The sequence below is a fragment of the Streptomyces sp. NPDC042346 genome, assembly GCF_055581845.1.
In genome coordinates this window covers 255,538-270,411 of sequence record NZ_JBVJEH010000010.1, presented here as the reverse complement: position 1 = coordinate 270,411, position 14,874 = coordinate 255,538, and the positions used below count along the sequence as shown (strand labels likewise).

Genomic DNA, 14,874 nt, shown 5'->3' with positions numbered 1-14,874 from the left:
GCGCCCGTGCTTAAGCGTCCGTGCGTCGAGGCGCTCACGCCGGCTTGTGCGCGACGGCGAAGACGCGGCGGAACGGGAAGACCGTGCCGTGCGGGCCCGGCGGGTAGGCCTGGCGGAGGCGGGTGCGGTACTGCGCGACGAACGCGTCGATCGCCTCGTGGTCGTCGCCCAGGGTCGTGAGGACGGGCCGCAGCGCCGTGCCCATCACCCAGTCGAGGACGGGGTCCTCGCCCTGGAGGAGCCGGCAGTAGGTCGTCTCCCAGACCTCGGTCTCGCAGCCGAGGTCGCTGAGCCGGGTGAGGTACTCGGCCGCGTCGAGGATGTGGACGAAGCGGCGGCCCTGGTCGCCGAGGCGGTCCCGCCACTCGGGGGTGTCGCAGAGCTCGCCGATGAGGGCGTGGCTGGGCGCGGTGAAGTTGCCGGGGACCTGGAAGGCGAGGGTGCCGCCGGGGCGGAGCCCGTCGATCCACGCGGCGAAGGACTCGGGGTGGTTCGGCACCCACTGGAGGGCCGCGTTGGAGACGATCAGGTCGTACGGCTCGTCGGGCGTCCAGTGCGCGGCGTCGGCGGGCCGGAAGTCGAGCCAGCCGCCGCCCCGGGTGGTGCCGGACCAGTCCTTCTCGGCGCGCTCCAGCATGTCGGGTGAGAGGTCGAAGCCGGTGATGTGGGCGTCGGCCCAGTGGTCGGCGAGGAGCGCCGTCACGTTTCCCGGGCCGCAGCCGAGGTCGGCGATGCGGGCGGGCCGGCCCTGGGCCGGCAGGCGCGGTATTCGGGCGAGCAGGTCGAGGAAGGGACGGGTGCGGTGGCCGGAGTGGCGGAGGTACTGCTGCGGATCCCAGGTTGGCGCGGCGGATTCCACGGAATGCATGTTCGAAGCCCCCTTGCTGGAACGAGTTGCCGAAGCGGAACGGTGTTCCGGCCCGGTCTCTTCCCCACACTCCGGGGAAATATATCTCGTAATCAAGATTCTTGAGATCGAGAAACTCGAACACAAGAGACTTTATGTCAACAGACCCTCTACACTGATCGTCATGGAGGACGAGGTCGACCGACTGGTCGCAGCATGGCGCCGCGAGCGCCCCGACCTCGACGTGGAACCGCTCGAGGTGCTCAGCCGCGTCTCGCGGCTCGCCCGGCACCTCGACCGCGCCCGTCGGCTCGCCTTCTCCGAGCACCAGCTGGAGCCCTGGGAGTTCGACGTCCTCACCTCGCTCCGCCGGGCCGGCGCTCCCTACCAGCTCTCCCCCGGCCAGCTCCTGACGCAGACTCTGGTCACCTCCGGCACCATGACCAACCGCATCGACCGGCTCACCAAGAAGGGCCTGGTCGAGCGGCTCCCCGACCCCAGCGACCGGCGCGGAGTCCTCGTCCGGCTCACCCCCGAGGGCCGCGACCGCGCCGACGAGGCGCTCGCCGGGCTCCTCGCCCAGGAGCGCGCCATCCTCGCGCAGCTCTCCCGCGCCCAGCGCGGCGAACTGGCCGCGCTGCTACGCCGGCTGACCGCCCCGTTCGACAACGTCCCCGGCTAGCGCCTGCGCGGGCGGTCCGTCCGCTTCCAGCGCCGCCGGGCCGACGCCCGCGCGGCGGGCCAGCGCCACCGCCGCGAGGGTCGAGTGGACGCCCAGCTTCCCCAGCACGTTCTGCATGTGCGTACGGACGGTGTGCGGGGAGAGGAAGAGCCGCTCGGCGACCGCCTTGCGGCCCAGGCCCGCGACCATGCAGCGCAGCACCTCCCGCTCGCGCGGGGTCAGCGCCTCCACGAGCCGCTCGCTGTCCGTCCGGTGCTTGCGGGCCGCCGTCAGCTCCCGCAGGACGCCCGTGAGCAGCGCGGGCGGCAGATGCGTCTCGTCCCGCAGCACCCCGCGCACCACCGCCAGGAGGCGCTGGAGCGAGCAGTCCTTCGCCACCCACCCGGAGGCCCCGGCCTGGAGCGCGAGCGCCGCCCTGCGCGGGTCGTCCTTCTCGGCGAGGACGACGGTACGGACGGCGGGCTGGGCCCTGCGCACCCCCGCGACCAGGGAGATCCCGTCGACGGCGGGCTCCGCCTGGTCCGGCACCGCGCGCGCCGCCGCGGCGCCCGCCGCGGTCCCGGTGGTCCCCGCTCCCAACTCGGCGTCGACGAGCAGCACGTCGAAGCGCCGCCCCTCCGCGATCGCGCGGTCCAGGCAGCGCAAGGCGGCCGGGCCGCTGCCCGCGGCGGAGACGTCGACGTCGGGCTCCGCCGCGAGAGCGGCGGCCAGCGACTCGGCGAAGATGCGGTGGTCGTCCACCACCAGGACCCGGATACGTGCCACGGACACCCCCAAGTGTCGAGGAACGGACCGGCGCGGGCACGGCGCCGGAGGCGGGTCCGCCGGTCGCGCGGCCGCCGCCGTGCGTTGACTGTTACCCCCGCTTGTGGCGCCGTACCCGGCAGGTCTCGACCCCTGAACAGCACCGGCCCCCACCGGCGCTGCCCCTCAGGTTAGGGGCGGGGCGTCGCGGCGGGGGCCGTTTGGCGGAACTGTCCGAAGTCGTACGTACGGTTGACCGGGTTCAGATCCTGCGCGCGCCCTCCGCGGGCACGGCGGGGAAGACCCCGGGGGCCGCGTACCCGGCCTCGGCGAAGGCCTTCCCGACGGCGGCGGTGACCGCCTCCGCCCGGTCGGTCTCGACCAGGACGACGGCCGAGCCGCCGAAGCCGCCGCCGGTCATACGGGCGCCGAGCGCCCCGGCCGCGTTCGCCGCCTCGACCACGAGGTCCAGCTCGGGGCAGGAGACCCGCAGATCGTCCCGGAGGGAGGCGTGGCCCTCGGTGAGGACCGGGCCGACGGCCCGGGTGTCCCCGGCGTCGAGCAGCGCGATCACGCGCTCGACCCGGGCGTTGTCCGTGACGACGTGCCGGACATAGCGCAGAACCGTCTCGTCGCTCAGGAGTGCGAGGGATTCGGGTAGGTGCGCGGCGCTCACGTCGCGCAGGGCCCGCACGCCGAGCGCCCGCGCACCCGCTTCACAACCGGCGCGCCGCTCCGCGTACGCGCCGTCCCCGAGCGCGTGCTTCACGCGGGTGTCGACGACGAGCAGCCGGAGCCCCTCGCCCGCCAGGTCGAAGGGGACCTGACGGTACGAGAGGTCACGGGTGTCCAGATGGAGGGCATGGCCCTCCTCGGCGCACGCGGAGGCCATCTGGTCCATGACCCCGCAGGGGACGCCGACGAAGGCGTTCTCCGCGCGCTGGGCGAGCCGCGCGATGTCGGGCCGGGAGAGCCCGAGGCCGAAGAGGTCGTTCAGGGCGAGCGCGGTGACGACCTCCAGGGCCGCCGAGGAGGAGAGCCCCGCGCCCGTCGGGACGGTCGAGGCGAGGTGGATGTCGGCCCCCGTCACCGGGTGGCCGGCCTCCCGCAGCGCCCAGACGACACCGGCCGGGTAGGCCGCCCAGCCGCCGCCGGAGAGCGGCTCCAGGGCGTCGGTCTCCAGCTGCACGATCCCGCCGTCGATGTCGGCGGAGTGCAGGCGCAGGATTCCGTCGTCGCGGCGGGAGACGGCGGCGACGGCGGTGTGCGGCAGCGCGAGCGGCAGCACGAAGCCGTCGTTGAAGTCGGTGTACTCACCGATGAGGTTGACCCGCCCGGGGGCGGCCCACACCCCGTCGGGGGCGGCGCCGTACAGCGCCTCGAAGCCGGCGGCGACACTCGTCGACGTCATGGCCGGACCCCCTCGGCGCGAAGGCGTGCGAAGGCCCAGGCGTCGGCGACCACGTCTGCCAGGTCCGGGCGGGACGGCGTCCAGCCGAGCCGCTCGCGGGCGGCCTCGGCGGAGGCGACCAGGGCGGCCGGGTCGCCGGGGCGGCGGGCGGCGGTGATCTCCGGGATCGGGTGGCCGGTGACCTTCCGTACGGTCTCGACGACCTCGCGGACGGAGAAGCCGTTGCCGTTGCCGAGGTTGCAGACCAGGTGCTCCCCCGCCGGCACGGTGTCCGCCGTCATCGCGTCGAGGGCGAGGACGTGGGCCTCGGCGAGGTCGGCGACGTGGATGTAGTCGCGGACGCAGGTGCCGTCCGGGGTCGGGTAGTCCTCGCCGTACACGGAGATGGCCTCGCGCTCGCCCAGGGCGACCTGGAGGACGAGCGGGATCAGGTGCGACTCGGGCGCGTGGCGCTCGCCGAGCGAGCCGTACGCCCCGGCCACGTTGAAGTAGCGCAGCGAGACGGCGGCCAGGCCGTGCGCGGCGCACTCCCCGCCGATCATGTGGTCGACGGCCAGCTTGCTCGCGCCGTACGGGCTGGTGGGCGCGGTCGGCGCGGACTCGGTGATCGGCACGGACTCCGGCTCGCCGTAGGTCGCGGCGGTGGAGGAGAAGACGAGCCGGCGCACCCCGGCCGCGCGCATGGCGGCGAGGAGGGCCATGGTGCCGCCGACGTTGTTCTCCCAGTACTTCTCGGGCTTGGCGACGGACTCGCCGACCTGCGAGAAGGCGGCGAAGTGCAGGACGCCGTCGTAACCGGAGTCCAGCCACCGTGCGGCGTCCTGGATGCGGCCCTCGATGAACTCGGCGCCGTCCGGGACGCCTTCGGCGAAGCCGGTGGAGAGGTCGTCGAGGACGGTGACCCGGTGGCCCCGCTCCAGGAGGTGGGCGGCGACGACGCTGCCCACGTACCCGGCCCCTCCCGTCACCAGGTACTTCTTCGCGGTCGTGGTCATGCGGTGGCCACCTCTCGGATGCGTCGGGCCGCGTCCTCCGGCCGTACGTCGTTCATGAACGCGCCCATGCCGGACTCGGTGCCCGCGAGGAACTTCAGCTTGCCAGAGGCCCGTCGGACGGTGAAAAGCTCCAGGTGCAGTCCGAAGTCCTCGCGCCGCTCGTCCGTGAAGGGCGCCTGGTGCCAGGCGGCGATGTAGGGCGTCGGCGGCTCGTCCGGGCCGAAGAGCCGGTCGAAGCGCCTCAAGAGTTCCAGGTAGACCTGTGCGAACTCTGTGCGGGCGGCCTCGTCGAGGGCGAGCAGGTCGGGCACCCGGCGCTTGGGGTACAGGTGGACCTCGTACGGCCAGTGGGCGGCGTACGGCACGAAGGCGATCCAGTGCGCGGTCTCCAGGACCACGCGCTCGGCGTCGGCCCGCTCCCGGGCGACGACGTCGTCGAAGAGGTTCCGTCCGGTCGCGGCGCGGTGCTCGTCGAGGCGGCTCCGCATCCGGGCCGTGCGGGGCGTGACGTACGGGAAGGCGTAGATCTGGCCGTGCGAGTGGGGCAGGGTGACGCCGATCTCCTGGCCGCGGTTCTCGAAGCAGTAGACCTGCTCGACGCCGGGCAGCGCGGAGAGTGCGGCGGTCCGGTCGGTCCAGGCGTCGAGGACGAGCCGGGCCCGCTCCTCGGTGAGGCCGGCGAAGGAGGCGGTGTGCTCGTCGGTGAAGCAGACGACCTCGCAGCGGCCGACGCCGCCGGAGAGGGACGGGAAGCGGTTCTCGAAGACCACCACCTCGTAGTCCGCGACGGGGATCTCGCTCTCGTGGCCGTCCCGGCCGCCGGGGCAGAGGGGGCAGGCGTCGGCCGGCGGCTGGTAGGTGCGGGCCTGCCGGTGCGAGGCGACGGCGACGGGGTCGCCGGTGAGCTCGTCGTACCGGATCTCGGAGCGGGAGACGACGGGGGTGAGGGGGCGCGGGTCGACGGCGTCGCGGACGGCGTCGTCGCGCGAGTCGTAGTAGATGAGCTCGCGCCCGTCGGCGAGCGTGGTGACGGTCTTCTTCACGGGGGTGCCCTCCGGGCGGGATCAAACAGAACCACGCACAAAGAATCACATTCAAACATCACCGTCAATGGCGAAGCTCCACCGCCCGCTCACACGGACGGACGGACATCTGACCGAAGGATTACGAGAACGTGCCGCGCTGCGTCGGCACCGCCCGGTCGAGGAGCCCCGTGCGCGCCGCGAGCGCCGCCGCCTCCAGGCGCGAGCCCACGCCCAGCTTCATCAGGACCCGCTGCACATGCGTCCGCGCCGTGCTCGGCGCGATCCGCATCCCCGCCGCGATCAGCCGGGTGTCCTCCCCCTCCGCAACCCGGACGAGGACCTCCACCTCCCGCTGCGTGAGCAGCCGCAGCAGCCGCTGCCCCTCGTCGTCCTGCCGCACCGCCGGGTTGAGCAGCTCCGCGAAGGCCGCCTGCAACAGCTGCGGCGCCACCGCCGTCTCCCCCGCCCGGACCTTCACGAGCGCGCGCTCCACGCCCTCGATGCGCTCGTCGTGCCGGACGTACCCCGAGGCCCCGGCCGCGAAGGCCGCCGCGATCCCGCGCGGCGACGGCACGGGACCGAGCACCACCACGGCCACCTGCGGCCGCTCCCGCTTGATCCGGACGACCACGTCGAAGGCGCCCGGTTCGGCGGGGGCCGCGGTGCCCAGCAGGCACACCTCCGGCGCCCTGCTCACCACGAGCTCCGCCGCACCCGCCACCGGCGCCGCCGCCGCGAGCACCCGGTGCCCGCGCAGCTTCAGCGCCGAGGCCAGCGCCTCGGCGAGCAGTCGGTGGTCGTCGACCACCACGAGGCGTACGCCCATCCCGGTCATCCCCCATCCTCCGGGCCCGCCGTCACCCGGCACGGCCCGCTCGACCTCGAATTCCTCACCAGCCCGCGCACCACGCAAACGGCCCGGCGCATCGGGGTGAACCGATGCGCCGGGCCGCGCGAGTCTCCACGGACGCCCGTACGGCGTTCCGTACGGCGTCGGCGGGTTCAGCGGGTGCTGTACGACACCGCCAGAGGTTCCTTGTCGTCCGGCGATGCCGACGCCCGCGGCTTGGAGAGCATCATGGCGGACATGAACACCCTTCCGTCGCGGTACAGGATCTCCGAGTAGTCCGGCGAGAAGGAGTTCTCGATGTCGTTGACCGTGGCGTCCGCCGGGTTCTCCAGGAGCAGCGTCTCCTTCATGGTGACGCCGTCGAGGGAGACGATCCGCCCGCCCTTGTCGTAGGGCGGGGCCTTGTAGGCGATGAGACTGCCGCCGTCCATGCGGAGCGGGACGAGTGTGTACTTGTCGCCCGCGTCCGCCTTCTCCGGCGCCGTCTGACCGGTGGCCAGGTCGAAGGCGATGACCTCGTTGGTCTCGTCGCCGTACTCCCCGGTGGAGCCCTCGTGCTCCTCGGTCGGCACGTACAGCCGGCCGTTGCCGACGAGGACCTTGGTGCAGGACTCGACCTTCGTCGAGCGGCAGCGGCCCGCGTACTGGTCGGCGTCCGCCGTGATCTTCGCCTTCAGCTTGCCGGTCTTCTCGTCGAGGGAGAAGAAGTCCGAGATGCCGCTGCCGTCGCCGGCGCTGTCGCCGACGTCGGCCGCGACGACCAGCGGCTTGGTGGAGACGATCGACGCGTACTTCACGCCCGTGGGCATCTTGTACTGCGAGAGCGGCGCGCCCGTCGTCGGGTTGAGGTTCTGGATCAGCACGTACTGGGTGTCGTACGGGCCGCACTTGCGGACCGCGACGAGGCCCTCGCCGCCGCCGTACCCCAGGTCGAAGCAGTCCTCGTCGTTGGCCTGCGGCTTCCAGCGCGGGTTGCCGTTGGCGATGTCGAAGGCGGCGCCTCCGTCGTTGCCGCCGGCCGCGACCGTCTTGCCGCTGACCGTGACCTCGCTGAACCGGGCCTTCTGGTCGCCGGCGGAACCACCGGTGACCGAGGTGGACCAGAGCAGCTTGCCCGAGTTCAGGTCGACCACGCCGACCTCGGTGCACTGCTGGTAGTAGCGCGGCGGGACCCGCTTGGTGGCCTCGAAGAGGATCGGCAGCTTGTTGTCGGCGGTCACGTGACGCGAGACGCCGCAGATCTGGCCGGTCAGCGGCAGCGTCCAGACGGGCGTGCCCTTGGCGAGGTCGTAGCCGGCGAGCGAGTTCACGCCCGTCTTCACGTACGCCTTGTCGGTGACCCAGGAGCCGGAGACGTCGGTGACGTCCGGGACCCCGGGCTTGGGCAGCTGGAAGGTGAGCTTCGCCTGGGTCTCGGCCGGCGCCTTCTCGCTGCCGCCGCCGCCCGTCCCCTTCGACTCGCCGTTGCCGCCGTCGCCGCCGGAGCCGCCCTGCGACGTGCCCTGCGAGGTGCCGGCCGAGGTCTTGGCCTCGTCGTCCTTGCCGCCGCCGCTCTCGGAGTTGGCGTACCAGATGCCGGCGCCGACGATCAGGACGACGGCGACGGCCGCCGCGATCACGATCTGGAGCTGCGCCGACAGCTTCTTGCCGCCGGGCGCCGCGGCCGGGATCGGGGCGGTCTGCGGGTAGCCGGTCTGCGGGTGACCGCCGTAGGGCTGCTGCGGCTGCGCCGGGTAGCCGTACGGCGGCTGGACGGGCTGCTGCTGCGGGGCCGTCGGGTAGCCGTACGGGGACTGCTGCGGAGCCGCCGGGGGCTGCTGCGGGTAGGCGTAACCCGGGTCGGGCTGCTGGGCCGGCGGCTGCTGCGGGTAGCCGTAGCCGGGCTCGGGCTGCGGGGCCGGCGGCTGCTGCGGGTAGCCGTAACCCGGCGGCTGCTGCGGGGGCGTGGGCGCGCCGAAGCCGCCGCCCTGGGGATCCGGGGGCTGGTTCGGCGGGGGCGGAGGTAGCTGCGTCATCGGTCCGAATACCTCACTTGCTGAACGCCATCATCGTCTTGACCTGCTTCTCTTCCTTGTCGTTCGACGCGGAGACGCGCCCGCTCGTCACGACGAAGGTGCCGCTGCCGTAGGCGAACCCCGGGTCGTAGAAGCTGTTCTCGATCTCGGCGGTCGAGGCCGGGTGCTGGAGGACGATCTTCGGCGCACCGCCGGTCGGGGCGATGGTCGCGACGGCGCCGCCCTTGTCGTACTTCGGGTCGACGTAGACCAGGACCTGGCCGCCCTCCATGCGCAGCGGGGTCATCGACTGCTCTTCCGGCGCCTTGGAACGCCACTTGGGCTTCCCGGTCTTCAGGTCGAAGGCGACGACCTCGTTGGACTTGCCGTACGAGGTCTCGGTGGCCATGTAGAAGGTGTTCGCGTCGGCGGCGACACCCGTGCAGCCCTGGAGGTTCTTGCCGAAGATGACGAAGCTGCCGCCGCAGGACGGGGCGAACTTGTCCTTGCCGCCCTGGATCTGCGAGCGGAGCTTGCCCTTGGCGTCGAGCGCGAAGATGGTCCACTTCTTCTGATCGCGCTGGGTGGCGGAGACGACCAGCGGGTCGACCGAGTAGACCTTGTCGACCTCCCAGTTCGCCTCCAGCTGGAAGGTGTACTTGGGCTTGCCGGTGGCCGGGTCGACCTCGCCGACCGCCTGGATCTTCTTCGTGGTGCTGCCCGAGGGGCAGTCCATGGCGGCGATCAGCTTGCTGCCGCCGGCGAAGGCGAAGGGCTTGCAGCCGGTGGTGGCGCCCTTGAAGAGCTGCTTGCCGTCGGCGAGGGAGAAGCCGTACGCGGTGCTGGAACCGGCCGCGGTGACCGTGTTGCCGCTGATGGCCAGGGTGTTGTCGGAGAAGGCGAAGAGGCCGGTCGGCTTGGGGACGGACTTCTTCCAGCCCACCTTGCCGGTCTTCAGGTTCACCTGCTGGAGCCCGAGGCACTTGGCGCCGTCCTTGGCGCTGTCGTTGTGCCCGAAGACCATGAAGCCGCCGGAGGAGGGGGCCGGCGGGGCCGCGCACAGCTCGAACGGCACGTCGACGTGCCACTTCAGGGAGCCGTCGCTGAGGCTGTAGCCGTCGATGCTCTTGTACATCGCCTTGACGACGACGTCGCCGACGATCCACGGGCCGAGGACGTCGGCGCCGTTGCGCGGCAGGTCGACGTTGTTCTTGAGCAGCCAGCCGACCTTCGCCTCGCCGGGCTTGCGGCCGGCGTTGAGGTCGTCGTCGCCGCCCCGGCCGTCGCCCGAACCGTCGCCCTCGTCCACCGACTCGGTCGGCTTCGGGGCGTCGGACCCCGAGGTCGAGGGGCTCGCGGTCACGGTCGGCTGGGAGATCGGGGTCTTCTCGTCGTCCCCGCCGCCGACGACCGCCCAGGTGGTGACGGCCGCGATCAGGACGGCACCGGCCGCCACGCCCGCGACGAGACCGGTCCGGCCCTTGAGGCCACCGCCGCCCGGCGCGGGCGGCGGGGTGGGGCCGCCCTGGTACATGGGCTGCGTGGGGTAGCCGCCGCCGTACGGGCCGGGCTGCTGGCCGTACGGACCCGGCTGCTGCGGCTGCTGGCCGTACGGGCCGGGCTGCTGCTGCGGGTAGCCGTAGGGCTGCTGCGGCGGCTGCCCGTACGGACCGGGCTGGGCCGGCTGGCCGGGCTGCTGCGGATATCCGTAGCCGGGCTGCTGCGGCTGCGGCTGCGGCTGCGGAGGCTGCCCGTACGGGCCCGGCTGGGCCGGCTGGCCGGGTGCGCCGGGCGCGCCCGCCTGCGGGGCCTGCGGCGGCACCGGCGGTGCCTGCGGCGGGACGGGCGGGACGGGCGGCATGCCCGGGGCCGGGACCTGGTTCGGGTCCTGAGGGGCTCCGAAGCCCCCCGGCGGCTGGTTGCTGGGCGGCTGGGTCATCAGCGGTTCCCCCTTGACGTGAGCGACTTTTCTTTCTACCACTCACGCGATGGCGCAAAAGCGACCGGTCCGCCCCTTGTACCCAAGGGAGGACCGGCCCGTGATGCCCTTGTTATGCGTCCTGTCGACGTCGGGGCCGGTCGGCCTTAGGCGTCCTCGGCCAGTTCGAGCCAGCGCATCTCCAACTCCTCGCGCTCCCCGACCAGTTCCCGGAGCTCCGCGTCGAGCTTCGCCACCCTCTCGAAATCGGTCGCGTTGTCGGCGATCTGCGTGTGCAGCTTCGCCTCCTTCTGGGCGACCTTGTCGAGCTGCCGCTCGACCTTCTGGAGCTCCTTCTTCGCGGCGCGCGCGTCGGCGGCGGAGACGCCCGCCTTCTGCGGCGCGGCCGCGGCGGCGGGCGCCGGGACGGCCGCCTCGATCATCTTCCGGCGGCGCTCCAGGTACTCGTCGATGCCGCGCGGCAGCATCCGCAGCGTCTTGTCGCCGAGCAGCGCGAGCGTCTTGTCGGTGGTGCGCTCGATGAAGAACCGGTCGTGGGAGATGACGACCATGGAGCCCGGCCAGCCGTCGAGGAGGTCCTCCAGCTGCGTCAGGGTCTCGATGTCGAGGTCGTTGGTGGGCTCGTCGAGGAAGAGGACGTTCGGCTCGTCCATGAGCAGGCGCAGCAGCTGGAGGCGGCGGCGCTCACCGCCGGAGAGGTCGCCGACCGGCGTCCACTGCTTCTCCTTGGTGAAGCCGAACTGCTCACAGAGCTGGCCGGCCGTCATCTCGCGGCCCTTGCCGAGGTCGACGCGGTCGCGGATCTGCTGCACGGCCTCCAGGACGCGCAGCGAGCCGGGGAGCTCGGTGACGTCCTGCGAGAGGTAGGCGAGGCGGACGGTCTTGCCGACGACGACCTTGCCCGCGGCGGGCTGCTGCTCGCCGTCGGAGACGGCGGCGTCGGCGAGCGCGCGCAGGAGTGAGGTCTTGCCCGCGCCGTTGACGCCGACGAGGCCGATGCGGTCGCCGGGGCCCAGCTGCCAGGTGAGGTGCTGGAGGAGCGTCTTCGGACCGGCGGTGACGGTCACGTCCTCCAGGTCGAAGACCGTCTTGCCGAGGCGGGCGTTGGCGAACTTCATCAGCTCGCTGGTGTCGCGCGGCGGCGGCACGTCGGCGATCAGCTCGTTGGCCGCCTCGATGCGGTAGCGCGGCTTGGACGTACGGGCGGGGGCGCCGCGCCGCAGCCAGGCCAGCTCCTTGCGCATCAGGTTCTGGCGCTTGGTCTCCTCCGTGGCCGCGATGCGGTCGCGCTCGGCGCGGGCGAAGACGTAGTCGGAGTAGCCGCCCTCGTACTCGTGGACGTCACCTCGCTGCACGTCCCACATGCGGGTGCAGACCTGGTCGAGGAACCAGCGGTCGTGGGTGACGCAGACGAGCGCCGAGCGGCGCTCCTGGAGGTGCTGGGCGAGCCACGAGATGCCCTCGACGTCGAGGTGGTTGGTGGGCTCGTCGAGGACGATCAGGTCCTGGTCCTCGATGAGGAGCTTGGCGAGCGCGATGCGGCGGCGCTCGCCGCCGGAGAGCGGACCGATGACGGTGTCGAGGCCCTGCTCGAAGCCGGCCAGGTCGAGCCCGCCGAAGAGCCCGGTGAGCACGTCGCGGATCTTGGCGCTGCCGGCCCACTCGTGGTCGGCCATGACGCCGATGACCTCGTGCCGGATGGTGGCCTTCGGGTCGAGCGAGTCGTGCTGCGTGAGCACGCCGAGCCGCAGCCCGCCGATGTGCGTGACGCGGCCGGTGTCGGCCTCCTCCAGCTTGGCGAGCATGCGGATGAGGGTGGTCTTGCCGTCGCCGTTGCGCCCGACGACCCCGATCCGGTCCCCTTCGGAGACACCGAGCGAGACCCCGTCGAGCAGGGCACGGGTGCCGTACACCTTGCTGACGGCCTCGACATTGACCAGGTTGACGGCCACGTTGACTCTTCCTGTACGGGGGATCGATCGACGTCCCAGAGTACGTTGCCGCCGCGAGTACACCTCCGGTACACCAGCGGTGTACCGTGGAGGTATGGCTGACTCCACCATCAAGGTGCCGGACACCACCCGCGACCACCTCGCCTCGCTGGCCCGCGAGCGGGGCACCACGATAGGAGCGCTGGTCACCGAACTGGCCGCGTCCCAGCTCACGGCCGCGCAGGCGCGCGAGAAGGTCGCCGAGAGCCGACGGATCATGCGCGAGCGCATGCACTCCACGCTCACCGACGAAGAGTTCGACGCGACGCCGAACGCCCTCGACAAGGTCTACGAGATCGCCGCCGCGAACGCCCGCCGCGCCCTGGGAGACACGGCGGCGTGATCATTCTCGACACCTCCGCCGTGCTCGCCCTCGCCCGCGGCCACCGCAAGCTCCAGCGCGTCGCCGACAACGCGGCGGCCTCGCCGTTTCGGCATCTCCAGGTGCCTGCCCTGTGCCTGCTCCAAGCCGAGACGGAGGACGAAGGGGCGGGTGACGCGGCCTTGGCGCTCCCCGGCATCGACGTCGTCCCTCTCGACACGGTGGCGTCGGTGACCGTCGCGCGGATGGTTCGCGGCGGATTCGGCGGACCCGACGTCTGCCACGCGCTCTACACCGCGTTGCCCGCACCGCACCGTCCCACCATGGACCTGATCCTGACGGACCGGGAGGACCTCTACCCCCCGGGCACCGTGACCGTGAACATCGACGACGAGCGTCTCGACGACTGACGTCACCGCCAACCGCCCCCGGCCCCGCGCCGCCCCGCCCGCTCCACCAGCAGCCAGCCCGCGAGGGCGAGGCCGACGGCCGCCGGGGCCGTGACCGGGACGGCGATCAGGGTCGCCGAGTGGCCGGTCAGGAGACCCGCGAAGCCCGTCATGGAGAGGCCGAGGACCCCCAGCAGCGCGAGGGTGATGCCGAGGGCCGCGACAGGGCCGCCCTCGCCGGTCGCCGGCGCGGCCGGGACCGGGGCCTCGAAGCGGCGGAACACGGCGACGAGTACCGCGGTGAGGACGACCGCCGCCACCATCCGGAGCGGGACCTGTGCCCACCAGGCGCCGGACGCCGGGGCGGGCAGGCCGACCCCGGACCCGAGCAGCGCCCCGTACACGCCGAGCATCGCCGTCAGATGCCAGAGGAACGCGGTCATCGCGATCCCGTTGGCGGCGACCACCGCCCGCCACACCCCGGCCCGCGCGACGAACCGCGCCCCCGGCCCCCGCAGCAGCTCGACCGCGCCGACCAGCCACAGGCCGTGGCAGAGCAGGGCGAGCGTCGGCGGGGCCATGTTCGAGACCTTCTCACCGGGCATCCCGACCATCGAGAGCGGATACGGGCCGAGGGCCACGAGCGCGGCGGCACCGAGGAGCCCCGCGCCGGCGAGCAGCGCCGGGCGGCGGATCATGCCGTCGGCGCGCAGGAAGCCGAGCTGGTGGACCGCCAGCCACACGAACGCGAAGTTCAGGAACTCGACGAACGGCACCCCGGCGGCGAACCGCAGCACGTCCACGGCGACCGCCCCGCCCGCGAGCGCGGCGAACGCGCCCCAGCCCCACCGCTCGTGCAGCCGCAGCAGCGGCGGGGTGAAGGCGACCATCGCGAGATAGATCCCGATGAACCAGAGCGGCTGCGTGACCAGACGCAGCGCGACCCCGGTGAGCCCGCCGTCGGCCCCGGTCAGCTGGAGCACGAGCGCGGCGGCACCCCACACCGCGACGAAGACCATCGTCGGCCGCAGCAGCCGCTGGAGCCGGGCCCGCAGGAAGGAGGCGTACGCGGGGCGGGAGCGGTGGGCGAGGGCGTGCGAGAAGCCGCCGACGAAGAAGAACACCGGCATGACCTGGAAGACCCAGGTCACGAGCTGGAGCTCGGGCACGACGGCGAGGAGGTTCCCGATCTGCCCGTCCCCGGCGACGGCCGCCATGAGCCAGTGCCCGAGCACGACGACCGCGAGCGAGGCGACCCGCAGCAGATCGATGTACCGGTCCCGGGTCGCGGGTGTCGCGGCGGCGAGTTCACGAGCGCTGATTCCCATGCTCGTACGGTCCCGCGCGGGGGCCGGGGCCCGACAGGGTGCGGATACTCAACCGGTAAGTGAGTAGCCGGGGTTGTCGCGCCACTTCCGCCAGACACGCACGGCGTGCCGGGCGCCTCGGCAGGCGCCGAGGAACAGGAGGGTGTCGACCGCGACGGCCGGCCACCGCCAGAACCCGTCCCAGGGCGGGATCAGAACCCACAGGACGCCGAGAAAGGCGAAGAACACGACCTGGCCGCACTCGTCCACCATCTTCAGCACCGGCCGGTGTCTCGCCGTCGTCGACTTCCACCACCGCCACACCGTCACGCGATGCCCCCCTGGGCTCGTCCGAACCGACGGGCCCAGGGTGGCAGG

The 14,874-nt window shown here is 72.6% G+C and carries 14 protein-coding genes; 3 read left to right on the top strand and 11 right to left on the bottom strand.

What is annotated here, in order from left to right; all coding sequences use genetic code 11:
* Positions 1–34 precede the first annotated feature (34 nt).
* Entirely contained in the window at positions 35–868 is an 834-nt protein-coding gene (locus ACZ6K0_RS33045) for a trans-aconitate 2-methyltransferase (protein ID WP_376402635.1), read from the bottom strand.
* A 163-nt stretch (positions 869–1,031) separates the two neighbouring features.
* Here ACZ6K0_RS33045 and ACZ6K0_RS33040 point away from each other — a divergent pair, with 163 nt between their 5' ends.
* Positions 1,032–1,529, top strand: a complete 498-nt coding sequence (locus tag ACZ6K0_RS33040; RefSeq protein WP_024754861.1) for a MarR family winged helix-turn-helix transcriptional regulator — start codon at positions 1,032–1,034, stop codon at positions 1,527–1,529.
* On the opposite strand, the gene ACZ6K0_RS33035 is transcribed toward ACZ6K0_RS33040, so the two are convergent.
* From ACZ6K0_RS33035 to ACZ6K0_RS33000, 8 genes are all read right to left on the bottom strand, one after another.
* On the bottom strand, positions 1,488–2,294 hold the full coding sequence (locus ACZ6K0_RS33035; RefSeq protein ID WP_469233328.1) for a LuxR C-terminal-related transcriptional regulator: 807 nt from the start codon (positions 2,292–2,294) through the stop codon (positions 1,488–1,490). The genes ACZ6K0_RS33040 and ACZ6K0_RS33035 overlap by 42 nt on opposite strands.
* 241 nt (positions 2,295–2,535) lie before the next feature.
* Positions 2,536–3,684 (bottom strand): galactokinase, encoded by a 1,149-nt coding sequence (gene galK / locus ACZ6K0_RS33030; protein WP_376402643.1) that lies wholly within the window; start codon positions 3,682–3,684, stop codon positions 2,536–2,538.
* Entirely contained in the window at positions 3,681–4,679 is a 999-nt protein-coding gene (galE, locus tag ACZ6K0_RS33025; RefSeq protein WP_376402645.1) for a UDP-glucose 4-epimerase GalE, read from the bottom strand. The genes galK and galE overlap by 4 nt, the downstream gene beginning before the upstream one ends.
* Entirely contained in the window at positions 4,676–5,722 is a 1,047-nt protein-coding gene (gene galT, locus ACZ6K0_RS33020; RefSeq protein WP_469233325.1) for a galactose-1-phosphate uridylyltransferase, read from the bottom strand. The genes galE and galT overlap by 4 nt, the downstream gene beginning before the upstream one ends.
* Positions 5,723–5,843: 121 nt before the next feature.
* A complete protein-coding gene (locus ACZ6K0_RS33015) occupies positions 5,844–6,530 on the bottom strand; it encodes a response regulator transcription factor (protein ID WP_376403298.1) in 687 nt (228 codons plus the stop codon).
* Between the two features lie 176 nt (positions 6,531–6,706).
* On the bottom strand, positions 6,707–8,569 hold the full coding sequence (locus tag ACZ6K0_RS33010) for an outer membrane protein assembly factor BamB family protein (RefSeq protein WP_469233323.1): 1,863 nt from the start codon (positions 8,567–8,569) through the stop codon (positions 6,707–6,709).
* A gap of 13 nt (positions 8,570–8,582) precedes the next feature.
* Entirely contained in the window at positions 8,583–10,487 is a 1,905-nt protein-coding gene (locus tag ACZ6K0_RS33005) for an outer membrane protein assembly factor BamB family protein (protein ID WP_469233321.1), read from the bottom strand.
* A 146-nt stretch (positions 10,488–10,633) separates the two neighbouring features.
* Positions 10,634–12,439, bottom strand: coding sequence for an ABC-F family ATP-binding cassette domain-containing protein (locus ACZ6K0_RS33000; RefSeq protein WP_469233319.1), 1,806 nt, complete (start codon positions 12,437–12,439; stop codon positions 10,634–10,636).
* A gap of 94 nt (positions 12,440–12,533) precedes the next feature.
* On the opposite strand from ACZ6K0_RS33000, the gene ACZ6K0_RS32995 reads away from it, so the two are divergent.
* Both ACZ6K0_RS32995 and ACZ6K0_RS32990 read left to right on the top strand, forming a co-directional pair.
* Complete coding sequence (locus tag ACZ6K0_RS32995; RefSeq protein WP_376402658.1) at positions 12,534–12,821, top strand: hypothetical protein; 288 nt, start codon at positions 12,534–12,536, stop codon at positions 12,819–12,821.
* Complete coding sequence (locus ACZ6K0_RS32990) at positions 12,818–13,210, top strand: PIN domain-containing protein (protein WP_376402662.1); 393 nt, start codon at positions 12,818–12,820, stop codon at positions 13,208–13,210. Before ACZ6K0_RS32995 ends, ACZ6K0_RS32990 begins: the two co-directional genes overlap by 4 nt.
* A gap of 2 nt (positions 13,211–13,212) precedes the next feature.
* On the opposite strand, the gene ACZ6K0_RS32985 is transcribed toward ACZ6K0_RS32990, so the two are convergent.
* Positions 13,213–14,517, bottom strand: coding sequence for an acyltransferase family protein (locus tag ACZ6K0_RS32985; protein WP_376402665.1), 1,305 nt, complete (start codon positions 14,515–14,517; stop codon positions 13,213–13,215).
* A 48-nt stretch (positions 14,518–14,565) separates the two neighbouring features.
* Entirely contained in the window at positions 14,566–14,826 is a 261-nt protein-coding gene (locus tag ACZ6K0_RS32980; protein ID WP_469577510.1) for a hypothetical protein, read from the bottom strand.
* Between the last annotated feature and the right edge of the window lie 48 nt (positions 14,827–14,874).